This window comes from Candidatus Edwardsbacteria bacterium RifOxyA12_full_54_48 (assembly GCA_001777915.1).
Lineage (GTDB): Bacteria > Edwardsbacteria > AC1 > AC1 > EtOH8 > UBA2226.
In genome coordinates, this window is sequence record MFFN01000002.1 from 67331 (window position 1) to 93050 (window position 25720).

Sequence of the window (25720 nt, forward strand, 5' to 3'; positions counted from 1 at the left end):
CCGGGGCCATGCCAAAGACCTAAGCGGTGTTCGCCCTGGTGATGACGTTTATTATGAAATAATTGTGTATAGCGTATTTAAAAGAAAATGATAACAAAAATAACAAAACTCAAGAATTTCGGCATATTTCACGACTATTCTTGGACAGCGGGCTTCCCCGAATTCAAGAAGTATAATTTGATATATGGCTGGAATAGAAGTGGGAAAACTACAATTGCGCGTGTTTTTGCGAGTTGTGAGAAAAAATGTATTTATGACAAGGATAAATTTAAACAGTATCCGGAAAATGGGGAATTTGAAATTAAGACAGACGATGGTGTAATTGTTAATAATACAAATGTTACTACTAACATCTTATCAATAAAAGTTTTCAATCAAGATTTTATTGATGAGCACATTTCTTTTAACCCAGCAGAGTCGTGTGCACCTATTTTTTATCAAAGTAAAGAAGATTACGAGTCTGAAAAACGACTTACCCAACTTAAGCTAGATAAAATTACGTTTGGCAAAACATACGAAGAAGCTAAGAAAACTAAGTTAGCAAAGGAAGAAACGAAGAACACCTTTTTGACTGGTTTGGGAAGGGAAATTGCGAATATTCTCTTTGATAAGAACTACAATAAAAAGAAGGTGGAGAGCAATATAAACACTATCGGGATTGATAATTATTCAGGCAAGATTCTTTCTGATGAAGACAAGAAAAAATACGAAGCAATAAGTAAAAGCACAGCCGGCGTAGTTCAAAACCCCCTTGCTGATTATCAATTCTCATTTCCATTTGAGGGGGTAATTGTTAATAGTTTTCAAATGTTGTTCGATGAGGTTAATAAACTGCTTAGCAAAAATGTTATTTCCGAAACGTTGGATAGATTAAAAGACGATCATAGTTTAAACAATTGGGTTAAGCAGGGATATGATTTACACAAGGCCAAAAACGAAAAAGGCAAATGTTTGTTTTGCCAAAAACCACTTGATAATGACTTCTTAAATTCTCTTTCAAGGCATTTCAGTAAAGATTATGAGGATTTACAAAATACGATTAGTTATTTAAGAAACGATATTATAAAAATAAAGAAAAATGAATTTGCTTTGAAAAACGACGATCTTTACCCCGACTTAAAGGTTAACTACGAGACAAAAGCAAAGGAATTAAATGAATGTATTGGGAAAATAAATGCTTGGATTGATGGGGTTTTAAAGAAATTAGAAGAAAAGCACAATAATCCGCTGTCTGTCGTCATAAATTCCAAAACACCAGAAGACTTTTTGACTTCATATAATCAAATTATTGAGGAACTTAATAAAATTATCACGGATCATAATGAGAAAGTAATCAATCATGATAAGGAAGTAACAAAAGCAAGAGATAAATTGGAGCTTAATTCAATTGCCGCTGCTTTGTCTGAACAAGATTATAAAAAGATGGTAAACGACTACATAGAAGCAGCGAGAAATGAAGATGTAGCACTTAAGGCATTAAATAATAATGACTCTGAAATATTAGACTTGGAAAAACAGACTTCAAATATCGGCAATGCAATTAATGAAATAAACAAACATTTAAAGGAATTTTTTGGAAGAGAAGAAATAAAGCTTGCACTAGACGCAGATAAAAAAGGTTATACTATAGAAAGAAATGGACATCCTGCGATAAATTTGAGTGAGTGTGAGAAAACGGCAATCGCTTTTTCGTATTTTGTTGTAAAGATTGGTGAGGGTTCCTTTGATAAATCAAAGGGGGTTGTTTTTATTGATGATCCGATTTCCAGTTTTGATTCAAATTTTATCTATCATTGTTTCTCAATGATAAGCACACATTTCAAAGAAGTGGGCCAACTTTTCATTTCCACTCATAATTTTCAGCTTTTTAATCTTACCAAAGACTGGTTTATAAATAAAAACAATACGACAAAGAGAGATAACGAAAAAGCAAGGGCGGAAAGTAAGGTGGGAAAACCAATCCCTTGCGAATATTTTATGGTAGAGAATTTTACTGAATCAGATATCCGAAAAGCAAAAATTGTCGAACTTGATAGAACGCTTCGCAATTATAAATCTGAATATCATTTTTTATTTGCCAAACTCAAAGAGTTTTCAGATAAACCTAATACCGAGTACGAGGACTTTTATACAATTGGTAATATGGCAAGGAGATTATTTGATATATTCGCAGACTTTAAGATACCAACAACAGGAGATCAGAAATCTAAAATGGATGTGTTGCTCAATAATATCAATGTGCCGGATGAAAAGATAAGCAAAATAGATGCTGGCAAAGCATACAAATTAGTTAACGAGTTTTCACACAACTCAGACCCAACGAGCACAATAGAACACAAAGATAAAAGTGAAAGTAAAGAAGCTATAAAAGTACTTTTGAATATTATAAAAGAGTCAGATCCAAAGCATTATGAAATATTGTTGAAAATACTTCACTCTAAGAGCTAATGTGTCTGATGTCGGAAAAACCTAAATATCTTTATAAATACCATCAAATGAATCTTCATCTGATGGAGATGTTGACTAATGCAAAATTTTATATGTCAAAAAGGTCAGATTTAAATGATCCTTTAGATTCAACATTCGCAATTAGTTTAGAAAGCTATTTAAAACTATATTATGAGAAATATCCATCTTTAAAAAGTAATAAAGAACATGTAGAACTTGTTTCCTCAATCTTTAAATCTGAAATTGAACGTGGAGAAAGTTCTTGGATAAACACAATAGATGAATTATACTCTAAACTAAGAGTTAGTTGTTTTACAGAAGATGGGAATAATCCATTAATGTGGTCACATTATGCACAAAACCATACAGGTGTTTGTCTAAAATTTGAGTTATCTAAGGACCCAAATTTAGAAAAAGCCATAAACCCTGTTTCGTATATAGATGAGTTCATCGACATTAACGGTGCAGAAGATTTTCGTAAGTGTTTATTGTCAAAGGTTAAAACTTGGAGTGTCGAGAAGGAATGGAGAATAATATCCGAAAAAGAAAGATTCCCATTTAAGCAAGAGGCATTAATACAAATTATATTTGGGCTAAAGGTGCCAGATTCAACATTGACTTGGTTTACACAATTTAGAGAAAATGTATATTATATGCATGCTCCAATATATAGATTAAAGGTAAGAAAAAATAAATTAATATTAATTGATGAGTGGGACGAAGTTGTTGTAGATGATTTGTAAATAAATTCTGTCAAATAGTTGCCAATAATAGTCCAAAAAAACGTAGGCAGTTTGGTCTTCAATATTTGGTAACTAAATAACAGCGAAAGTTACAGCTATAACGAACAATTATCAGGTTGGAAAATACTGAACGATTTATTTGAATAGAGGCCCATCTCTGTACCCGCTGCCAAATTCAACCCGCAATACCGGCAAGCCCTGGACCCCGCAAACAGTGGCACAACTAAAAGACTCGGCCAACCATAATACCCCCACCAGGGTAATAGGTCTAAAACTTGGCAGAACGGCGGAGGCCGTAGCTTCAAAAGCAAGCGAAAAGGGCATATCATTAAAACCCAACAACCAAAGACCGTATAACCGCACCAAGAAATAAAGCCCTGGCTGCTACCGTGCTTTTAAAAGCAGACAAAAGGAACCATACAATAAACAGTAAGCTAAGGAACCGAATCATGGCTTCTCAGACGGTAAAATTCGAATACAATGAAAGTAAAAACATCCTTTTCGTCGAGGATGATTATGTGATCAACTCAGAGGGTGAGGTTGACGCATTTTTAAAATTATACGCTGATAAGTTCAAAGTGATCGGCCGGAAGGTGCGCCTGGTTGCCTGCATAGACGGTTTGAAGATCAATCACAAGGTCCAGGATTATTACGGGGAACAGGTCAAAAAGCTTCTGGACGGGACGATCATTTGCTTCGCCCGGTACGGCAGGGACCCGATGTCCAGGATGAACGTGCGTACATCATCCCGCAAGGTCAATTTTGATATAAACATTTATGACACCAAGGAACAGGCAATAGAGGCGGTCGAGAGAATAAAGTGAAACCCGAGCATTTCTTTTTAAAACAAAGTTGGAGGATGAATCATGGATCTTGATTATAAAATCTGGACCGATCTCGTCAAGAACCGGTTGTATTTGGTGATCAAAGGCTCCATCTCGGATGAAACGGCCAAAGCCGCGGCCGATAAGACCATGCAGGAGGCCAAAAAACTGCAATCCGGTTTCACCGTAATAACCGATATCTCCCAGGCCCATCCCACCGGCTCCAAAGGCGGTATCGAGATCAAACGGGCTCAGGCTTTTTTGGGATATATGGGAGTAAAGCGTATCATCCAGGTCATACCACGATCCGATAGCGGGGCGGCCCAACAGCAGGGAAACCCGCCGCAGGGATATTCTGCCGTCAATACGGCATCTTCGATAGAGGAGGGCGACGCCATATTGGACAGATCGGCATAAGCCGGTATCAAACCATAATTATGAAGGAGGGAACCAAAATGTGGACTCCGATCATAGGCCGTAATGCGGGCGCTTTATGGAAGGTCCTTAATGCCAAGGGGGAACATAATCTCAGCGCCCTGAAAAAACAGGCCAAGCTGGACGACAAACAGCTTTACCTGGCCCTGGGCTGGCTGGCCCGGGAGGATAAGATAAAATTCACCCAAAATAAAAACCAGATCACAATTTCCCTGAAATAACCTTATGGAGCCTTTAATATGTACGCTACGGTAATTACCGAACGGGAGAGACAGCTGGGTTTCGTTGTGGCTGAAATGCCCCATCCCAAAAACCAGTATTTGGCCGAGCCGGAAATAGTATCCGCAGTACTGTTCAGACTGGACGAAAATAATGTGGTTACCAAGGTTATTGACCCGGTAGGCGGGTATCGTTATTATCATAAGCATCGGCTGGAGGACGGCTGGGTAACAGTCAGCAATGTTGAAGTAGAACCCCAGGAGGCCATCTTAAAGACCAGGGAATATCTTTCCAGCCACAAGGCAACGGAGATTTGCTGACATGACGTTGATAAAATGGGCCGACCAATACAAGGTAAATATCGAGGAAATAGACGAGCAGCATATAAAATTGATTGATCTGGTCAATAAACTATATACTGCCCTGAAAAACGGAGGGGCCAGGGTCATTTTGGCTGGAATTTTGACCGAGATGATGGATTATGCCGAATATCATTTCGAAACGGAGGAAACATTGTTCGGGCTTCATCTGTACCCCGAGACCATGCATCATATTCAGGAACATAATATGTTCAAGAAAACCATTATTTCCTTGAAGGAAAAGCACGAAAATGAAGATTATTCTGCCAGCATAGAAACCATGTGTTTTCTTAGGGAATGGCTGAAGAAACATATACTGGATGAAGATAAAAAGTATGCGCCCTTTTTCATCGGCAAGGGGGTGTGTTAAAACACCTTTTGAACCAGACCGTTCAGGTTGAGGCGGCGACGGGAGCAGGCAATGTGGAATAAAACCCCAAAAAGAACCCGGCGGGAATTGTTTTATATGACAGGCTTTCTGGCCGTCATTATTTTATTCATTACCGCAGGGGCGACGCTATTTTATGCAAGGCAGAGCCGTGCCCTGGCGGAGGAACAAAAGGAAAATCTTTCGGCGATAGCGGACCTGAAATCATCCCTGATAGAGTCATGGTATCAGGAGCGCATCAATAACGCCTGGGGAATTGCCGACAGCCGTTCGTTTGCGGAAGCCACGGCCGGATGGTTCGAAAATCCGAAGGACGGACGGTTGAAAGAGGCGGTAGCCACACGCCTGAGATCATTGCTCCGCTACAATCAATACGAAGCCATTCTTTTACTAAAGCCCGACGGCACGGTAATGATGGCGATCAACGATACATCCAAGCATGTCGGCCCCAAAGTAACCGGTTTTATAACCCAGGCCCTTGGCTCGGGCCGGGTTTTGACCAGCGATCTTTACTACTGTCCCGAAGCCAAACGTCCGCATATGGATTTTGTTGCGCCGATTGCATATCAAGGCAGGCGGACGGGGGCTTTGATCCTCCGGGTCGATCCCAGCAGGTTTTTTTATCCCCTTATTCGGAGTTGGCCGGCCCCCAGCCGCACTTCGGAGACCCTGCTGGTCAGGCAGGAGGGAGATTCGGTGCTTTTTTTGAATGACGTCCGGCATCGTGAAAATACCGCCCTGAAAATGAAAGAGCCCCTGACCGACACCAAGCTTCCGGCGGTGATGGCGGTAACCGGCAGGACCGGAACGGTCGAGGGATATGATTATCGGGGCCAGCCGGTTCTGGCGGCCTTGAGGAAGATATCCGGTACTTCATGGTTCATGGTTTCCAAGGTCGATGCCGAAGAGGTGTATGCCCCCGTAAAAAAACTTTTCATTACGGTAGCCTTGCTGGCCTTTTTTCTAACCGGGGTGGCGGCCGCAGCGGTGGTCATTGTTTGGTATCAGCGCAGGAACCAATATCTGGAATCGTTAATGTCGGCCGAGGCGCAGCTTAAGGAATCCAATACAAATCTTTTGGATAGCAACCAGGAGTTGGCGGCGACGGTGGAGGAATTGACGGCATCCGAACAGCAACTTAAGGCGGCCGAGGAGGAACTGCATCAGCAGCTGGATGATTTAACCAGAAACCAGGTGGAATTACTCCAAAGCAAACAACAGTTCCAGCTTCTGGCCGACAGTGCGCCGGATGCCATTTTCATACAGATTGACGGGAAATATGCTTATGTCAACAAAGCCTGTCTGTCTCTTTACGGGGCGAAAAGACCGGAGCAGCTGATAGACAGCCCGATTATCGAACGAATTCATCCCGATTTTCAGGAAATGGTTACTGAGAGAATCAGGACGATTAACCGGGAAAAGAGTGATCTTCCCGCGGTTGAATATAAGCACCTTAAACTGGATGGGACTCCGGTTGACGTCGAGGTTTCGGTAGTGCCCTTCGAGTACCAGGGGGATAACGGTGCATTGGTGTTCATGCGGGATGTTACCGAGCGCAGAAAGATCGAGCAGGAATTGCGGCACTCCCAAAAAATTGAGGCTATTGGTCTATTGGCCGGGGGTATTGCCCACGATTTCAATAATATGCTGGCCGGCATCATCGGCAATGTAGAATTGTTGGCTATGAAGCTGTTGGGAAATCGGGAATTATCCGCTTATGTCAATAATATTGCCAATGCCGCCGATCATGCGGCAACCCTCACCCGGCAATTGCTTACTTTCGCCAGAAAAGGGCGAGTGATATGGCAGCCAACCGACATCCACAATTTGATAGACGATACCTGCGGGATCTTGGAAAAAACCATTGATCGCCGCATAACGGTGAACCGTCAATTGGATGCTGTGCTGCCGGCAGTAAACGGTGATCCGTCCCAGCTGGAAAATATGTTATTAAATCTCGGAGTGAATGCCAGGGATGCTATGCCCGAAGGCGGTTTGCTTACCTTTTCCACCCGCGATGAGGTGTTGAATAGCGATTTTATAAAAAACCATGGCTATCAGATAGAGCCAGGGAAGTACTTGCTTATATCGATATCCGATACCGGTGATGGGATGGATAATAATACATTAAAACATATATTTGAACCGTTTTTTACAACAAAGGATCCCGGGAAAGGCACCGGCTTAGGATTGGCCAGCGTATATGGGACGATCATGAATCATAAAGGAGCGATAGAGGTTAAAAGCGAACCGGGGAAAGGGGCTCTATTCAATATCTGGCTTCCTTCAGTAATGAGCGTGGCACCTGAAAAAAAGGCTGCGGGACCCTTGGCGGATGATCTAACCGGCCAGGGCCGGATTTTGCTGGTAGATGATGAGGAAATGGTTCGGGAGGCGGCTCAAAATCTACTTAAGCACCTCGGGTACGAGGTATACACTTGTTCCGATGGCGCAGAGGCGGTAGGATTTTATGGCGAGCACCAGAACGAGATCGACCTGGTGATCATGGATATGATTATGCCTGTGATGAACGGTATGGATGCTTTTATCAAGCTTAAAAAAATCAATCCGAAAGTAAAGGTGCTGATTTCATCGGGCTTTAGCGCGGGGCGGGATTCAGATGAATTGTTTAAATTGGGGCTCAAGGGTTATTTAGGCAAGCCGTATCATTTGGCTGATCTGGCTGCGAAAATAAAGAAGGTTATAAATGAAGAGCCAGGCTGAAAATAGTTTGGAGAATGCCGAATATCATGATTGGCGCCATAGCCGGAGGCATCATCGGCTCGGTCCACGAATATACCAAGAATAAATCCCCGGATTTCCCTTTGTTTGTGGCTGGATCGCATTCCATCGATGATACCGTGCTTACCGTTGCGGTGGCTGATTGTTTGCTGAATAAAAAGGACTACGTCAAGACCTTTAGAGAATATGCCCGCCGATATCCCAATGCCGGATATGGCGGGCCTTTTTATGATTGGGCGTTTCCCCCGGATCCCAAACCATATAATAGTTACGGCAATGGATCGGCCATGGGGGTCAGTCCGGTCGGTTTCTTCCGTAACAGCCACAAGGATGTCCTGAGGGCGGCCCAGGCCAGTGCCGTGGTCACCCACAACCATCCTGTGGGAATAAAAGGTGCCCAGGCCACGGCCGTCGCGGGCATTTTGCCGGGGCAGATCCGATACTGGAGATGGATGGTGGCCTGGGGAGAACCGTTCTGATGATAAGGTGATTGGATCATGAAAAAAAGCCGCAGCTTAGCTGCGGCTTTTTATGTTTGGCGGTAAAGAGCTTCAAGCAGTCAGGGTCTTTCTGATCCAGGGGTGCGGCGGCGGATCCTTGGCGACCGGAGCAGCGGAGATGACTGGTTCATTCTGGTATCTGGTAGTGGTCTTCGGGTCTATGGGGCCGGGCGCTGATGGCGGGAGAACTGTATTGCGCTTGGCGATTATGATCTCGCCCTGATACGAGGAGGTCAGCTCGATGGGGGATGAAAATCCGGCGGAATCGACCGGGATCACAATGGGCCGGGGAAGATATTTCCGGAAATCGATGGCGGCAATTGTGATATCGCTGCTTAAGGAAGAAGAGTCAACCGGAATGACTATCGGTCTGGGCAAAAATCTTTCCCAGTTGGGGCGGGCGTAACAGGTGGTGGTTATCCCGGCGAAGATGATTCCGCACAGGGCTGCGAAGATGGTTACTTTTTTCATTTTAGTTCTCCTTGGATTTATTTAGTTTATTTTGTTTGTTTGTTTGCGTTCAGGTATTATATACAAGCACTTATCATGCCAAGTCCGGCTTTGCCGCGTAATCGCTGTCATTGCAGCATATTGGTCGAGCAGACTGCTCTGGGTGAAATAAGAGGAAGCGCCATAAATATTGGACAGGTGCCGCAATGCGACTGCTATTGGAGGGTTTTAAAACAGGCATTGCTCCTTCCAGGCTATATATGGTTAACTGAAATAAACCGGGAAATTATTATTCCTGGCGGGAATACCGATGGCCCTGAGCAAGGCATGAATTTTAAAAGACATGTATTTCCAACCATTGTCGTTTTAAAAGGACAGATATAGCATGATCGTTTTTTGGCACTGATCGGCAAAGCAAGCAATCCCAAGGCCTTGATCAAAATATTTAACTTGGCATGCAATCTGCTACATTATTCAGGTGAACCGTAAATGGAAATAAAGGAGAAACTAAATGTCCCCCGCATCAGTAAAAAAAGCAGGTTTGATAGCAGCAACAGTATCATTGATGTTCACCGGCATACAGTGCTCCCTGCAGAATCCGGTGGCACCTTCATGGGAGGCCGATATTAATGTCCCGCTTTTAACCAGCAACACTTATATCGGCGATTTTCTCGGTCTCAAGAACTCCGGCAGCAAAGACCCCTTTGTTCCGGTCATCCTGGGAGCCACCAGCATCACCGGCCAGGTCAGGGAAGTTGACGTTTCGGCATTAAGCGGAATGGTAAGCAACGGGGCCGTCAATTACGATCTGGAAAACCGGCTGGCCATCGGGTTGGATACGGCTGTCATATATATCAGCCGTGACCCCGCCACTGTTTATCAGGCGCCGGAAGTGGTCATTGGCCCGCTACGTATAGAGGCCGCCGAGGTTGATGCCAATGGAAATGTAATTCAGTCCAGGACCACCAAGATAAATATGACCCTTACCGAAAAGGAGATGGCGGTGTTAACCGATGAGTCGGGGACAGTATATGTAGGCTATTACCTGGTCACCAGCGGCACCAACGGGCTGTCGGTAAATATCCAGCCCACCGATTATCTTAAAACAGCGGTACTGATCTCGGTCAGGACCAAGGTCAACTGACCGGCAGGACAGGGCGATGAAACTTTCAATAAAAATAAACCTGGTGTTTTTAACGGCATCGATGGCGGCATTAAATGCGTATGCTTTCGACAGTTTCGAGCCCCGGACCATGGCCCAGGCAGGGGCCACCCTGGTAAGATCCCGCGGAGTGGAGGGCTCACTGGCCAATCCGGCCAACTTGGGGATGGAAAATAACGGCGGCCTCAACATCAAACTGTTCCATTTTGGCGCGATGGCAGGCAATAATTCATTCAGCCTGAAAGATTACAACCGGGCCTCCGGGGATTTTCTGGACGAAGGGGAAAAAGAAGCCCTTCTTCGGGCCATTCCCTCTTCGGGTTTCCGGGCCTCAGCCTCGGTGGATGCCATGTTGCTGGGGCTGGCTGCCGGGCGGATGGCCCTGACTGTCAACCTGCGTTCGGCCGAGAGCGTCTGCATACCCCGGGACCTTTTCGATCTGGCCCTTTTCGGGAACCAGCTGGACAGAACCTACAGCCTGGCGGCCAGCGATATGGGGGATGCCTGGACCGTTGCGGCCACCACCCTATCCTATGGCCAGCCAATAAAAATCGGGGTATTCAAAGGATTGGCCCTGGGGATAGGGATCAAACACCTGATGGGCATAAATTACGGGAAAATGGGCGGAGAGTTAAGTTTTACCACCAGCGGATCGGGCTTTAATAACACCGGGCTTATCGAGATCCTGTCCGCCGGGGAAAATGATTTCGATACCAGAAGGCTTAACATGAACGGGTCCGGCTTTGCCGCCGACCTGGGCCTGGCCTGCCAGCTGAACCATCATTGGTCCCTGGGAGCCTCGCTGATGAATCTGAGCAATGGAATAACCTGGAAGAACGACACCAGAAAAAGAGTTTTAAATATGGAAGTAAATGAACTGCCCCTGCTGGGGGACAGCCTTACCGGGATGCTTTCGGGCAATCAGATCATTGACCGGACCGATACCCTGGGAGGGATCTTCCGGTCGCGGTACCCGGCCGCCTTCAATGCCGGCATCGCCTATGACTCAAAATACTTCTCCGCCGAGCTGGATGTGAGGAAAGGCTTCTATAACGGCGCCGGCAGCGCCGCCCGATGGCAGTTGGCCCAGGGGTTTGAGTTAAGGCTTATCTCCTTTCTTCCGCTTAGGGCCGGACTGGCCGTATGGGATAATCGGACCATCGTCTACAGCGCCGGCAGCGGGTTGAAACTGGGCTTCATCAGGTTAGACGCGGCAGCCACCAGCCTGGGGTTTCCCGGCTATAATTCCCAGGGATTTGGGGCGAGCGTTTCGGCAGGCCTGGCATTCGGCAGGTAGCATATAGCCTTAAGTTAAAAATAAATATAACCTTGCACAATATGTCATATTTATATGACCACAGTCATATAAATATGACATATATTTGTTATTCTGTAAACTCTTGATAATAGTTACCCTTTTATCGATAATGGGTTAGGTCTTATAACATAAAAAGGCACATTAAATGCATATTTATTCTTACACTGGCATGATGTTTTGTCTTTACTTGCAACAATAATCGAAAAAATCCGGCTGAATGGGGAACAATAAATATATGTCAGCGTATTGACACGTTGTGGCTGCGGTGTTACCATGAAATAAGGACTGTTTCGGGTCTTCCAAATAAACACTAACCGGAGAGATAAAATGGCCGACGATAAATTAAAGATCCTGGTGGTGGATGACGAGGATCAGCTGCGGGATTTCTTAACCGCTGGACTGCGGTCTTTGGGCTGCCAGGTGAAATCAACCGGCGGAGCCGCCCAGGGTTTGGAGATGATCCGCCAGGGCTTGCGGGAAGACCGTTGGGATGTTCTGGTGACCGATTTGAATTTGGCCGATCAGGACGGAGTCTGGCTGTTAAAGGAGAGCAAAAAGCTGGACCCGGAGCTGGTGGTCCTGATCATCACCGGCTACGGCTCCGTCGAATCGGCGGTGGAGGCCCTTCAGCTGGGGGCGGCCGATTATATCCAGAAACCGTTCAAGTTGGAGACCTTGAAGCTTAAACTTGATAGGTCCTGGCAGGCTCAGCAACTGGGCCGGGAGAACCGCCTTCTGAAGCGGGATCTGGCATTGTACCAGATCTACGACCTGTTCATGGGCAGTCCCGACCGCGAGAAACTGCTGAACATAGCCCTGCAGTCCCTGAATCATATAACCGGGAATACCGCAATTAAGATCAAGCTGAGTGACGGCACCCATAAAAGCAACCCAGCCTGGCAGGACGAATTCGAACTGTATGCCCTCCAGGCCTCGCTGGAATCCAAGGGGACCGCCTACGGGATGATCTATCTCAAGCCCCTGGAGGGGGAACTGGGCCCGGACCAGCGCACCGGGCTGGCCCTGCTGGCAAAGAACGTATCCCTGGTATTGGAGAATCTGGACCTGGTGACCAATTTAAAGGGAAAGATGGAACAGCTGGAGGCCCAGCGGTCCGACCTGCTGGATTCCTTCAAATATGCCATTCTGGGGGAGATCGCCTCCAGCCTGGTGCATGAGATGAGAAATCCGCTTTCGGCCATCACCCTGGGCGTGGAATATTTCGGGATGTGCATCGCCAGCGATGACAAATTACAGAAAGCGCTGGGAAGCATCTCCAAGTCGGTGGAGCGTCTCAATATGGTCCTGGACAACCTGTCCCTTTACAGCCGGGATTCCTCGGACATCAAAAGCACCGCTCTGCTTTCGGACATCGTTAAAAAAGCGGCGGGGCTGGTCAACTATTACCTGGCCGGGAAAAAGGTCAAGATCGAGGTCGACCACGGCGAGTATGAAAACCCGGTGATGGTCAATCAGGGGCAGATCCAGCAGGCGCTGGTGGGGCTGCTGGTCTTTCAAGGCAAAAAGCTGGGAAAGGGGGGCGACCTTAAAGTAACCGTCAAACATCAGGATGATGAAATGGCCGTCACCATGCACAGCCCTTCACTGGTGATCGACCAGGCGGAGCTGGCCGGGATGATGGAGGCGTCGCTGGCGTCCTGGAAGCCGGGGCGGGACCTGTCCGTCAATCTGGCCCGAAGATTGCTGGAGGAGAATAATTGCCGGCTTCAGATCAAAAGCAGCCCCGACCGGGGGACCGAATTTGAGCTGAACTTCACCCAGCGTCATTAAACCACAGATCATAATATAGCGAGGGAACCATGAACAAACCGCCTGATATCCGGGTTTTGGTGATAGACGACGAGGAACCCATTCGGGAGATACTCAGCCAGATAATCTCCCATGTCGGTTACCAGATAACGGTGGTGCCGGACGGCAACTCCGGCCTTAAAGCCATGAGCGAGGGCGATTACGATGTGGTGCTGCTGGACATGCATCTGCCGGATATCTCCGGCCTGGAGCTTATCCCCCGGCTGAAAGAGATCTCGCCGGAGAGCTCCCTGATCATGATCACCGGGCATGCCACCGTGGAGAGCGCGGTCAAGGCCATCCGTTCCGGGGCCTATGATTATCTGGAGAAGCCGATACACACCGACGCAGTGCTGCTGGCCATCAGCCAGGCGGCGGAGCGGAAAAAGCTGCTGGATCAGAACCGGTACCTGCAGCAGACCCTGGACCGGCGTTACGGTTTTGAGAACATCGTGGCCAAGAGCAAGAAGATGCTGGCCATTTTCGACCTGATCCGCAAGATCGCCGACACCAGCACCACGGTGCTGATCCAGGGCGAGTCCGGCACCGGCAAGGAACTGGTGGCCCGGGCCGTTCACTTCAACAGCCGCCGGAAAGGCGGCCGTTTCGTGGCCCTCAACTGCGGCGGCATCCCGGAGGCCCTGCTGGAATCGGAATTGTTCGGCCACACCAAGGGGGCCTTCACCGGGGCGGCCGCCTCCAAGCAGGGCCTTTTTCAGATGGCCGACAAGGGGACCATCTTCCTGGATGAAGTGGCCACCATGCCGCTGAGCACCCAGGTCAAACTCTTAAGGGTCCTGCAGGAGGGCGTCTTCTATCCGGTGGGGGCCACCTGCCCGGTGGAGGTTGACGTCCGGGTGCTGGCCGCCGCCAACCAGGACCTGGAGCAGGAGGTCAAGAAGGGCGTCTTCCGGCAGGATCTTTTCTACCGCCTGAACGTCATTCAGATAAACCTGCCGGCCTTAAGGGAAAGGCCCGAGGACATCCTGCTATTGGCGCATCATTTTTTGGACAAATATTGCGCCGAGCAGTCCCGGGAGGCCAAGCAATTCAGCCCCGAGGCCGCCGAGTATCTGACCCGTTATAATTGGCCCGGCAATGTCCGGGAGCTGGAGAATGCCGTAGAGCATGCCGTGGCGCTATGCCCCGGAAAAATAATTAAGATCGGAGATATGCCGCGGCGCAACCAGGCGGTGGAGCTGGATCAGGTGATACTGCCGCTGGACCGGAGCATGAAGGAGGCCCGGGACATCTTCGAAAAACAGTATGTCGAGGGATTGCTGAGGATCACCGGGGGGAATGTCACCAAGGCCGCAGTGATGGCCGGCATGGCCCGCCAGAATATGCAGCTTAAGCTTAAGGATTACGGCATCAGCTCAAGAACCTTCTCCTTAAAGAACGGAGAATGACCTGATGGACATCCTGATAGTGGACGATGAAGCGGTGCTGGCCGCAATGGTGTTGATGATGCTGAATGGCCGGGGCTACCATGCCTCGGTGGCCGGGGATGGCCGCCGGGCAGCCGAAATGATAAAAATGGACCCGCCCGATCTGGTGATCTCCGATCTGGCGATGCCAACCATGGACGGCCTGCAGCTGCTGGAATGGCTGAGGAATCACCGCAGCCTGGACAAGGTAAAATTCATGATAATGACCGGCAAGCAAAATGTGCTGGGCCCGTTGAAGCGCCATTCCATCGAGGCTGACGATTCCATAGCCAAGCCGTTCACCGAAGAGCAGCTGCTGGCCAAGGTGATAAAACTTATCGGCCATCCGGCCAAAAAGGAATGACAAAGTGGAACCTGGAGCCAAAATATTAGTGGCTGACGACGAACCGGTCAATTTGGAGCTGATGGACGCGATCCTGTCAAGGCTGGGCTATAGCGTGTTGCTGGCCAGAGACGGCGACCAGGCCTTGTCCCTGTCCCTGGACCAGATGCCGGACCTGGTCCTGTTGGATATAGTGATGCCGGGCCTGGACGGGTTTGAGGTGACCAGAAAACTCAAGGAAAACGACCGCACCAAGATCATACCGATAGTGATAGTATCCGGCAAATCGGAAGTACGGGACCGGGTGAAAGCCCTGGAGGCCGGGGCCGACGACTTTTTGAACAAGCCGGTGGATCCCACCGAACTGCAGGCCAGGATCCGCTCCCTGCTCAAGGTCAAGGCCTACAACGACCACATGGTCAATTATCAGAAAGCGCTGGAGGAGGAGGTCTCCAAAAGGACCCTGCAGCTGAAGGCTTCGCTGGATAAGATAAAATCGGCCTCTTTGGAGGCCATCTACCGGCTGTCGCTGGCCGCCGAGTACAAGAACAAGGAGACCGGGGACCACATCAAGCGGGTCAGCCATTACGCCGAGGCCATCGCCGTGAAAATGGGGCTCAATCGGGCCACCATCGAGGCAATTCTATACGCCGCGCCCATGCACGACGTGGGCAAGATCGGGATACCGGACCACATCCTGCTGAAGCCCGGCAAGCACGACGAAAAGGAATGGGAGATCATGAAGCAGCACACCACCATCGGGGCCAGGATCATGGAGGGCTCCGAACACGGCTTTATCCGGCTGGCCTCGGTGATCGCCCTGACCCACCACGAACGGTGGGACGGAGATGGATATCCCCGCGGGCTTAAGGGCCGAAAGATCCCGCTGGCCGGGAGGATAACCGCCCTGGCGGATTTCTTCGACGCCATGACCTCTGAGCGGCCGTACCGCAGCGGGATCCACAGCTTGGAATATACCGTTGATACCATCAGGCAAAACAGAGGCAGCCATTTTGATCCGCAGGTGGTGGATTGTTTTGTGCAGTCGCAGGACCGGATCTGTCAAATAAAAGAGACCTTCCGCGATGAGATGTCGTCGCCGGATAGAGGAGGGGTCGAATGAACAACCAGACGGAAGGCAAGAAATCATTTTTCAAGACCTATTTGAGCATCTTCGTCAGCCTGGGGCTGGTGCTCTTGTTCTGGGCGCTGGAGTATTATATCCATTTCCGTTTAAGCCCCGGTTTTTCGGCCTACCAGCATTTTTTCGGGGCCGAGCCGATGGAGCTGCACATGCGGCTGCTGGTGACATTCATGCTGCTGGCTTTCGGGACCTACGCACATGTCCTGATAACCACCAGGAGATCGGCCGAGGTTATAGCCAACAACCAGACCAGGCAATACCAGGCGCTTTTGGGCAACATGCTGAATGGCCTGGCCCATTATCAGTTGTTGACCGACGAACTGAACAATCCGGTGGATTTCATTCTGCTGGAGGCCAACCATGCCTATTATGACCTTACCGGGCTGGCCGCCGACCGGGTGTTGGGATGCAAAGCTTCGGAGGCCACCCCCTGGATGCTAAAAGGGGACATCGGCTGGCTGGAAATATACGGCCGGGCGGCCCTGGCGGGCGAGACCAGCAAAACCGAGATCTACTCGAAGCATCTGGACAAATGGCTGCTGGTCTCGGTCTACAGCCCGGAGCAAGGTTTTTTTGTGACCCTTGTCGAGGACATCACCGAACGGAAAAAGATTGAGGGCATCAACCGCGAGAACCAGGAACGGATGGAGGTTATATTTGAGGCCGTACAGGCCGGGGTCGTGGTGATAGACCGTGAAACCCACGTTATTGTGTATGCCAATAAACAGGCGACCCAAATGATAGGCGCCCCGGTTAGTGATATTCTCGACAGGAAATGCAACAAATTTATCTGCCCGGCCAGTGACGGTGCCTGTCCCATAACCGATTTGCATCAGACAGTGGATAATTCGGAAAAATGTGTTATCAATGTTAAAGGCGAAATGATCCCCATTCTTAAAACCGTAACACCAACCATAATGGGCGGGCGTGAAGTGCTGGTGGAAAGTTTTGTGGATATAACCGAACGCAAGCGGCAGGAGCAGGCTCTCAATGCCGAGGCAATCCGAAGGCGTATCCTTATCGACCAGTCCCGTGACGGCATTGTCGTCCTTGCCAAGGACGGCAGCGTATACGAGTCCAACCGGCGGTTTGCCGAAATGCTTGGTTACTCCCCCGAGGAAATCAAACAACTCCACGTATGGGATTGGGAGTTTCAGTATACACGTGAGCAGACGATGGATATGATCAGTAATGTTGACGAGGCCGGTGATTTCTTTGAGACGCGACACCGTCGTAAGGATGGCACCACCTATGACGTTGAAATAAGCACCAATGGGGCTGCATTTGAGGGTGAAAAGCTGATTTTCTGCGTGTGCCGGGACATCACTGACCGTAAAAAAACCGAAGATGAGTTGAGAAAACTGAACATCGCCTTGGAGCAAAGCCCCAGTGCGGTGGTCATCACCGATCTTGATGGCCGGATCGAATACGTGAACAACGCCTTCGTAACTATGACCGGATACCCCAAGGCCGATGCAATCGGCGAGAACCCCCGGATACTGAAAACGGGCGAGACCAGTGAAGAGGAGTATCAGGTTTTATGGAAGACCATAGCTGGGGGCGGTGAATGGAAGGGGGAATTTCATAATAGGCGAAAAGACGGCAGCCTGTACTGGGAGCAGGCGGTAATAGCGTGCATCAAGGACCAAAACGGCGCTCCGGTAAAATATGTGGCCGTCAAGCAGGACATCACCGAGCGGAAACGGGCGGAAGAGGATCTGCAATTTAGGAATGTCATTTTATCGACCCAGCAGGAAGCATCGACCGACGGGATCCTGATAGTTGATGAAGATACCAATATCGTATCTTCCAATCATCGATTTGCTGAGATGTGGGGAATACCGCAGGATTTGATCGGCCAGAAAGAAGATAAACAATTATTGGAGTATGTAACAAGTAAAATGGCTGATCCTAAGTCGTTTCTCCAGCGTGTACAATACCTGTATGAGCACAAAGGGGAAACAAGCCAGGATGAAATTATTCTAAAGGATGGATGCATCTTTGAACGCTACTCAGCGCCCATGATTGGAATTAATGAACGGTATTACGGTCGGGTCTGGTATTTTCGCGATGTTACCGAGCGGAAGCGTTCGGAAGAGATGTTGCGGGCAAGCGAGGAGAAATTCCGGAATTTAATTGAAAACCTAACCGAGGGTATAGGGGTAACCAACGAAGAAGAAAAGTTTGTGTTTGCCAACCCGGCAGCGGATAGTATCTTTGGTTTAGGAAAGGGGTTGCTGGTGGGCCGATCACTTAAGGAATATTTAACCCCGGCAAGTATACAACAAGTGGCGGAAGAGAGTCGGCAAAGAAAAGACGGCAAAAAAGGATTTTATGAACTGGAGATAAGCGCCGAAACAGGTGAAAAGAAGGTCATATTCGTTTCGGCCATTCCCCAGACTGATTCAGCGGGAAAGTGCATCGGAACTATGGGACTGTTCCAGGATATCACCGAGCAGAAGAAAGCCAGGCAGGAAATCGAGGACACTTCCCGCCGCATGGACCTGATCCTAAGCAGCGCCGGCGAGGGCATCTACGGGTTGGATGATAAGAGGAGAACCATATTCATGAACCCAGCCGCCGCAAACTTACTGGGTTATTCGGTCGAAGAAATGATAGGCCAGGTCCAGCACGAAGTCTCGCATCATACAAAACCAGACGGCTCGCATTACGACAGCAAAGATTGCCCAATTAATGCCAGCATAACAGACGGCCAGATTCACCATGTAACTGGTGAGGTTTTTTGGCGCAAAGACGGCAGCAGTTTCCCGGTGGAATACACCAGCACCCCAACCGTTGAAAACGGCCGGACCATCGGATCGATGGTGGTGTTTCGCGATATCACCGAGCGCAAACAGAACGAGGCTCTGCAGTCGGCCATCTATAAGATCTCAGAGATATCAACTTCGTCCGAAAGCCTGCTTGAACTGTATGCCGGGATACACATGGTAGTTGACGAGATGATGAACACGGCCAATTTCTATATTGCCCTCTACAACGAAAAAGAGGATCAGCTTGAATTCCCCTATTTTGTTGACGAACGGGATCCGTCCCCAGTCTCCCGTCCCTTGAAAAAAGGTTTGACGGAATATGTGCTGGGAATTAAAAAGCCCCTGCTGGCCCCGCCCATGGTCCAGAAAAAACTGGCCGATGCCGGGGAAGTTGAGATAGTGGGCACTCCCTCGGTGGACTGGGTGGGGATTCCGCTTAAAAACGGCAACCAGGCCTTCGGCGTGCTGGTGGTCCAATCATATCGCGAGAAGGTAAGGTTCGGAGCCAGGGAACTATCTATACTTAATTTCGTATCGGATAATATTGCGGCGGCCATACAACGGAAAAAGGGGGAGGACGAAAGAAAGAAGCTGGTTGCAGAGTTGCAGGAATCGCTGAACAATATAAAGACCCTCAAGGGCCTGGTGCCCATCTGCTCCTCCTGCAAAAAGATCCGCAACGACGGGGGTTACTGGCAGCAGGTGGAGGAGTATGTTTCCGAGCACACCGAGGCCGACTTCTCCCACGGCATCTGCGACGAGTGCGCCCACAAGCTGTATCCCCAGTACTTCAAGGACAAGAAGAACAAGACCAGGGGCGACGAGGTGGGGTGAATAACGACCTTAGTTTAAAGTTCAAAGTATAAAGTTTAAGACCTGTCACACTGAGAAGGCTTGCTTGCCCGACAGGCTGAATGTGTGAATACGAAAGACCGTCACCCGTTCGGCCTGCTATGCGGGGAGAGACCTCAGAGCCTGCACTGAGGTTGGCAAAAAACAAACTTTCGAAGTGGTGACAATGACGTTGAATTAAAAACACTTTGTGTCTCTGTGTCTTGGTGGTTAAACTACTGGATTCCCGGTCAAGCCGGGAATGACACACAGGGTAGTTGAAAGAAAATAAAGCTTGTCACACTGAGAAGGCTTGCTTGCCTGACAGGCTGAATGTGTGAATACGAAAGACCGTCACCCGTTCGGCCTGCTATGCGGGGAGAGACCTCAGGGTGACAACGCTCGAAGAATAAAAGGCGCGTAATCCTGAGAGCGGCATGTATTTTGGCTAGCGAAGGATCTGCGCCGGGGAAGTTTTACCGGGGACTGCCCGCTAAAACCACGAAAAACCGCTAAAAATAACCTGGTAATTATTCGTGTATTTCGCGTGTTTCGTGGGAAAACCCTTTGCGCCTCTGCGGTTAAGTAGATTCTTCGGTTTGGCGGGCAGGAGCGCCAGACTCAGAATGACGAAAGCAATGAAATACGCCCAGAAAAGATCCGTGAAAACCGTGTCCTATTAGTCCCTGGATTCCTGCCGGAAGCCTGCCCTGAGTAAGGCAAGCAAGCCCTGCTGGCTCAGGGTTTATCCCGCACTTGATGCGGGGCAGGAATGACAGTACGTTGGTTATAAGTTTAATGTCTAAAGCTGAAAGCAAAAAAATGAAAAGTCCTTTGTGCTCCCTTCGACAAGGCTCAGGGCATGCTTTGTGTGCTTTGTGGTTAAAGAACCTGGATTCCCGAAGTCTCGGGAATGACCAGCCTTCGCCAAGGCTACGGCTGGCAGGCAAAAGAATAATTAATAATCTTCTTTGCGTCCTTTGCGTCTTTGCGGTGAAAAGAAGCCTGAATTCCTGGTTAAGCCGGTTGAGTACAATAGCCTGGATTCCCGCCTTCTCGGGAATGACATAAAGAATAAGTATAAAACAGGAGAGAGCCATGCTGCAGGAGAAAGAAACGGCCCGGATACTGGTGGTGGACGACGATGCCAACATCATCAACTTCTTCCGGGCGGTGCTGGAGGAGCAGGGCCATACCGTGGCCACCGCCGAGAACGGCGTCGAGGCCGTCAAAAAGGCCAGGGAATTCAAACCCGAGGTGATCCTGCTGGACGTGATCATGCCGGAGATGGACGGCTACGAGGTCACTGAGGAGCTTAAAGGCGATCCGGAGACCAGCAACATCTCCATCATCCTGGTGACCGGCATGGACACCCTGGAGGACAAGGTCCGGGGCCTGGAGTGCGGGGCCGACGACTTCATCACCAAGCCCTTCAACTTCGACGAGCTGGTGGCCCGGGTGCGCTCCCTGGTCAAACTGAAAAGACTCCAGGATCAGTTGAGCAAACTGCAAAAGGAATGCACAGCCGACTTTTTGCTCAAACAAAAGAAAAGCCTGAGCCCGAACATGGTGCTGATCGTGGAGGATGATGAGCGGATATCCAGGATCATGTCCAACGTTCTGGGCACCGGGGGATACCTGACCCATACCATAATGAACGGACTGGAGGCAGTGGAATTCATGAAGGACAACACTCCGGACCTGATAATACTGGACCTGATGCTGCCCGGCCTGGACGGCATGGAGGTGTTGAAAAGGGTCCGGGAGAGCCCCCTGACCATGGAAGTCCCGGTGATAGTGGTCACGGCGCTGGATGATTTCAAGACCAAGATCAAGGGGCTGTACATCGGGGCCGACGATTACCTGGTCAAGCCGGTCAAATCCCTGGAACTGCTGGCCCGGGTCAAGGCCAACCTGAGGAAATACCAGGCCAACAAACTGATCCGGGACGTTTTGAAAGGCGGCAAAACGCAAGCTTAAAGAATGTGCCAGTTAAGGCAGGCAAGTTTACACGATGCGTTCTGTCATCCTGAGTAGACTTTTATGTTTGCTGGGCGTAGGATGACAATTGTCACCCGTTCGGCCTGCTATGCGGGGAGATATCGCAGGGTGACAAGAGTGTTAAACTAAAACCCTTTGTGTCTTGGTGTGAGGCAAAGAAGCCTGGATTCCTGCCGGAAGCCTGCCCTGAGTAAGGCAAGCAAGCCCTGCTGGCTCAGGGTTTATCCCGCACTTGATGCGGGGCAGGAATGACACGAGAGGCTTACTCCACCAAACACACGAAATGACGCTAAAATATTAAAAGAAATAATCTTTGTGTCTTGGTGGTTCAAAGAGCCCGGATCCCCGGTAAGGGAATGACAAATACCTAAAAGGAGAACGGTATGCCCAAATATCGCATTTTGGTGGTGGAGGACGAGGCCATTGTGGCCAGGGATATCTGCAAACGGCTGGAGGAGCTGGGATACCAGGTGGCGGCCACAGCCGATAACGGCGAATCCGCCCTGGCCCAAGCCCGGGAGCAGAAGCCCGACCTGGTGCTGATGGACATCGTCATCAAGGGGAAGCATGACGGGATCTATGTGGCCAATATCATAAAAAACGAAATGGGCATACCACTGATCTACCTGACCGCCTATGCCGACGATGCCACCGTGGAGCGGGCCAAGGTGGCCGAGCCCTTCGGCTACATCATCAAGCCTTTCAACGACCGGGATCTCAATGTGACCATCCAGATGGCCCTGTACCGGAACCGGATGGAGAAAAAGCTGGCTGACCGCGAGGAGCGGTATAGGGATCTGTTCGAGAATACCAGCGACATTATAATGCTGCTGGACGAAAAGGGCTGCTTCAAATACGTGAATCAGAGATGGCACCATGCTCTGGGCTACGGGCCGGAGGAGATCGGTTCCCTGAATATATTTGATGTTCTGGATCAGGGCTGTTTGGATAAATGCCGGCTCAGTTTTGCCAGGGTATTATCCGGCCAGGAGGTGTTGGTAGAGGCCGTGTTCCGGACTAAAAACGGCAAGGCAATCATGGTCAAAGGAAACTGCAACAGCTCGCAGGCACCGGGCAAGCCCACCTGGGTGCGGGGCATCTTCCGGGATGTTACCGAAAAGAAAAGATCCCAGCAGCTGCAGGAGGCCATGTACCAGATCGCCAACGAGACCGCCCTATCCAGCAATCTGAACGACCTGTACCGGAGCCTGCATAATATACTCGGCCGGCTGTTGGACACCACGAATTTCTACATCGCCATATACGATAATAATACCGAACGCCTGTCCTTCCCTTATTTTGTGGACGAATATGACCCCGCGCCTCAATCCCGGCCGATGGGATCCGGCATCACCGAATACCTGATCCGTTCAAAAAAGCCGCTGCTGGCCACCCCGGAAGTGTACCAAAAGCTGATGGATTCCGGCCAGGTCCGCATGGTGGGCAAAGCCCCGCTGGACTGGCTGGGGGTGCCGCTGCTGGTCTCGGACAGATACTCCGGGGCGCTGGTGGTGCAGACCTACGACCAGGGCATCAGGTTCGGGGAGAGGGAGAAGGAGATCCTGACATTCATCTCCGAGCAGGTGGCCTTCGCCATTCATCGCAAACAATCCGAGGAAGAACTGCGGGGACGCGAGGAGCAATACCGCACCCTGGTGGACCAGCTGCCGGCGGTGACCTTCAGGCTGGCCTTGGACCGGGAGAACTCAACCACATTTATCAGCCGGCAGACGGAGCAGATATTGGGATTCACCTCCCGGGAGTGGATGGACGATCCAAAACTTTGGATCAAGCAGGTTCATTCCGATGATCGAACAAAATGTTCGGAGGGGCTTAAAAAAGTTGCGACCGGAAACGGGCCGGTCCAGCAGGAATACCGGATGCACACCAAGGACGGAAAGTTGATCTGGGCCTATGAGCATCTCGAACAGATAAAGGATGGCGAGGGGAATTCGTTGTTTATTCAGGGGGTGATGCTGGACATCACCGACCGCAAGCAGGCCGAGGAGGCCCTTAGGATGAGCGAGGAGAGATACCGGACCCTGGTGGAGCAGATCAGCGATGTGATCTTCCTGCTGGACCCCTCGGGCATCGTTCAGTATATCAGCCCGGCCGTAGAAAGGATGACCCAGTTCACCGTGAAAGAAATTACCGGCCAGCCATTCTCCAGATTCATCCACCCCGACGATCTGCCGGACCTGACGAAGGTTTTTCAAAACAGGCTCCAGGGGCCCGGTGATCCTTATGAATGCCGGCTCATTGATAAGAACGGGGGGGTCGTATTCGTCCGCAGCGCCAGCCGTCCATTATCGGAGGGAGGTGGAGATCCCCTGGGATTGATCGGCTCCCTGACCGACATCACCCAGGCCAAGCAGATGGCCGGGCAGCTGCAGCAGGCCCAGAAGATGGAGGCCATCGGCCAGCTGGCCGGGGGCATCGCCCACGACTTCAACAACCTGCTGGCCGGGATCATCGGTCAGGCCGAGATGCTGCAGATCAAGCTGATCAACCAGCCGTCCCTGGCGGCCCTGGCCGAAAAGATACTGACCACCGGGGAGCACGCCGCCTCGCTGACCAAACAGCTGCTGACCTTCGCCCGCAAGGGGAACTACCAGCAGGTGCCGGTGAACCTTCACCGCATCGTGGCCGAGGTGGCCGGCATTCTGGGCAACACCGTGAACAAGAACATCAATGTCCGTCAGGCGCTGTCCGCCAATCCCTGCACCGTGCTGGGCGACCCGGCCGTGCTGGAGAACGCCATATTGAACCTTTGCCTCAACGCCCGGGATGCCATGGCTGAAGGCGGCAACCTGACCATAACCACCCAGGTGGCCGAGCTGGACGAATCGTATGTCAAGAATCACTCCTACAAGATCCCGGTGGGCAGATACATCAAGATATCGGTCAGCGATACCGGGCAGGGCATGTCCCGGGAGATCCAATCGCACATCTTCGAGCCATTCTTCACCACCAAGGAACAGGGCAAGGGCACCGGCCTGGGGCTGGCCAGCGTCTACGGCTGCGTCAAGGCTCACAACGGGTCCATCGAGGTCTACAGCGAGGAAGGGCACGGCAGCACCTTTAACATCTACCTGCCGCTGGCCGAACTGGGTCCGGAAAAAAACGGGGAGGCCGCAAAACAGCCGGCTCAAAAGGGAACCGGGAACATCCTGCTGGTGGACGACGAGCAGACCATCCGGGACATCACCAGCCAGATGCTGGGCGACCAGGGATATACGGTGATCATGCTAGCCAACGGGCAGGAAGCGGTGAATTACTACCGGGAACATTTCAGGGAAATTGACCTGGTGATACTGGACATGATCATGCCCCTGATGAACGGGCATGACGCCTTTCTTAAGATGAAGGAGATAAATCCCGGCATCAAAGCCCTGCTGTCCTCCGGCTACAGCATGGAGGAGGAGGCCCAGGACCTTATGAAAAGCGGGGTCAGGGATTTTTTACAGAAGCCCTACCGGCTGGCCGAGCTGACCCAGAAGATAAACCAGGCGTTGGCGACGGAAGTTTAAAGCTGAAAGTTAAAAGTTTAAAGTGTGTCACCCTGAGACAGGCAGGCAATGTGGCAGACCGAATGGGTGAAGGATATGTGGATTTAAAATTAAAAGTTTAAAGTTAACAATTGCCAGTATACAGTATACAGTAGACAGTGGGAAAACGGGTTGGATCGTTTGAAGGGCCGAGAATGTATTGAATGTAGGGGCGGAGCATGAACCGCCCAGGGCCTTCAAGGTTACACGATGCGTTCTGTCATCCTGAGAAGACTTTTATGTTTGCTGGGCGTAGGA

The 25720-nt window shown here is 50.0% G+C and carries 19 protein-coding genes; 18 read left to right on the forward strand and 1 reads right to left on the reverse strand.

Annotation, left to right across the window (positions count from 1 at the left end; all coding sequences use genetic code 11):
* Positions 1-87 precede the first annotated feature (87 nt).
* The 9 genes from A2273_06260 (at position 88) to A2273_06300 (ending at position 8637) form a co-directional block, all read left to right on the forward strand.
* The gene (locus A2273_06260; protein ID OGF08540.1) at positions 88-2448 is read left to right on the forward strand and encodes a hypothetical protein; all 2361 of its coding nucleotides are present in this window, start codon (positions 88-90) and stop codon (positions 2446-2448) included.
* Positions 2448-3191: a hypothetical protein gene (locus A2273_06265; protein OGF08541.1), complete on the forward strand. Its 744-nt coding sequence runs from the start codon at positions 2448-2450 to the stop codon at positions 3189-3191. Before A2273_06260 ends, A2273_06265 begins: the two co-directional genes overlap by 1 nt.
* A gap of 449 nt (positions 3192-3640) precedes the next feature.
* Positions 3641-4015, forward strand: a complete 375-nt coding sequence (locus tag A2273_06270; GenBank protein OGF08542.1) for a hypothetical protein — start codon at positions 3641-3643, stop codon at positions 4013-4015.
* A gap of 42 nt (positions 4016-4057) precedes the next feature.
* Positions 4058-4432, forward strand: a complete 375-nt coding sequence (locus tag A2273_06275; protein ID OGF08543.1) for a hypothetical protein — start codon at positions 4058-4060, stop codon at positions 4430-4432.
* 20 nt (positions 4433-4452) lie between these two features.
* Positions 4453-4671 (forward strand): hypothetical protein, encoded by a 219-nt coding sequence (locus tag A2273_06280; protein OGF08544.1) that lies wholly within the window; start codon positions 4453-4455, stop codon positions 4669-4671.
* Between the two features lie 75 nt (positions 4672-4746).
* On the forward strand, positions 4747-4989 hold the full coding sequence (locus tag A2273_06285; protein ID OGF08545.1) for a hypothetical protein: 243 nt from the start codon (positions 4747-4749) through the stop codon (positions 4987-4989).
* A gap of 1 nt (position 4990) precedes the next feature.
* A complete protein-coding gene (locus tag A2273_06290) occupies positions 4991-5398 on the forward strand; it encodes a hypothetical protein (protein OGF08546.1) in 408 nt (135 codons plus the stop codon).
* A 51-nt stretch (positions 5399-5449) separates the two neighbouring features.
* Positions 5450-8140, forward strand: coding sequence for a hypothetical protein (locus A2273_06295; protein OGF08547.1), 2691 nt, complete (start codon positions 5450-5452; stop codon positions 8138-8140).
* Between the two features lie 14 nt (positions 8141-8154).
* Positions 8155-8637 (forward strand): hypothetical protein, encoded by a 483-nt coding sequence (locus A2273_06300; protein ID OGF08548.1) that lies wholly within the window; start codon positions 8155-8157, stop codon positions 8635-8637.
* A 72-nt stretch (positions 8638-8709) separates the two neighbouring features.
* Here the strand turns inward: A2273_06300 and A2273_06305 are convergent, their stop codons facing one another.
* Positions 8710-9129, reverse strand: coding sequence for a hypothetical protein (locus A2273_06305; GenBank protein ID OGF08549.1), 420 nt, complete (start codon positions 9127-9129; stop codon positions 8710-8712).
* Between the two features lie 544 nt (positions 9130-9673).
* Between A2273_06305 and A2273_06310 the strand changes: the two genes are divergently transcribed.
* The 9 genes from A2273_06310 to A2273_06350 all read left to right on the forward strand — a co-directional run bounded on the left by A2273_06310 (position 9674) and on the right by A2273_06350 (position 25444).
* A complete protein-coding gene (locus tag A2273_06310; GenBank protein OGF08550.1) occupies positions 9674-10252 on the forward strand; it encodes a hypothetical protein in 579 nt (192 codons plus the stop codon).
* A 16-nt stretch (positions 10253-10268) separates the two neighbouring features.
* Positions 10269-11567: a hypothetical protein gene (locus tag A2273_06315; protein OGF08551.1), complete on the forward strand. Its 1299-nt coding sequence runs from the start codon at positions 10269-10271 to the stop codon at positions 11565-11567.
* Positions 11568-11915: 348 nt separating this feature from the next.
* Positions 11916-13379: a hypothetical protein gene (locus tag A2273_06320; protein ID OGF08552.1), complete on the forward strand. Its 1464-nt coding sequence runs from the start codon at positions 11916-11918 to the stop codon at positions 13377-13379.
* Positions 13380-13408: 29 nt separating this feature from the next.
* Entirely contained in the window at positions 13409-14806 is a 1398-nt protein-coding gene (locus A2273_06325; GenBank protein OGF08553.1) for a hypothetical protein, read from the forward strand.
* A gap of 4 nt (positions 14807-14810) precedes the next feature.
* The gene (locus A2273_06330) at positions 14811-15188 is read left to right on the forward strand and encodes a hypothetical protein (GenBank protein OGF08554.1); all 378 of its coding nucleotides are present in this window, start codon (positions 14811-14813) and stop codon (positions 15186-15188) included.
* 61 nt (positions 15189-15249) lie between these two features.
* Positions 15250-16290: a two-component system response regulator gene (locus A2273_06335; GenBank protein ID OGF08744.1), complete on the forward strand. Its 1041-nt coding sequence runs from the start codon at positions 15250-15252 to the stop codon at positions 16288-16290.
* The gene (locus A2273_06340; protein ID OGF08555.1) at positions 16287-19916 is read left to right on the forward strand and encodes a hypothetical protein; all 3630 of its coding nucleotides are present in this window, start codon (positions 16287-16289) and stop codon (positions 19914-19916) included. The genes A2273_06335 and A2273_06340 overlap by 4 nt, the downstream gene beginning before the upstream one ends.
* A 1095-nt stretch (positions 19917-21011) precedes the next feature.
* A complete protein-coding gene (locus A2273_06345) occupies positions 21012-21893 on the forward strand; it encodes a hypothetical protein (GenBank protein ID OGF08556.1) in 882 nt (293 codons plus the stop codon).
* Positions 21894-22297: 404 nt separating this feature from the next.
* Positions 22298-25444 carry a hypothetical protein gene (locus A2273_06350; protein ID OGF08557.1) on the forward strand — a complete coding sequence of 1049 codons (3147 nt, stop codon included), beginning with the start codon at positions 22298-22300 and terminating at the stop codon, positions 25442-25444.
* Positions 25445-25720 lie beyond the last annotated feature (276 nt).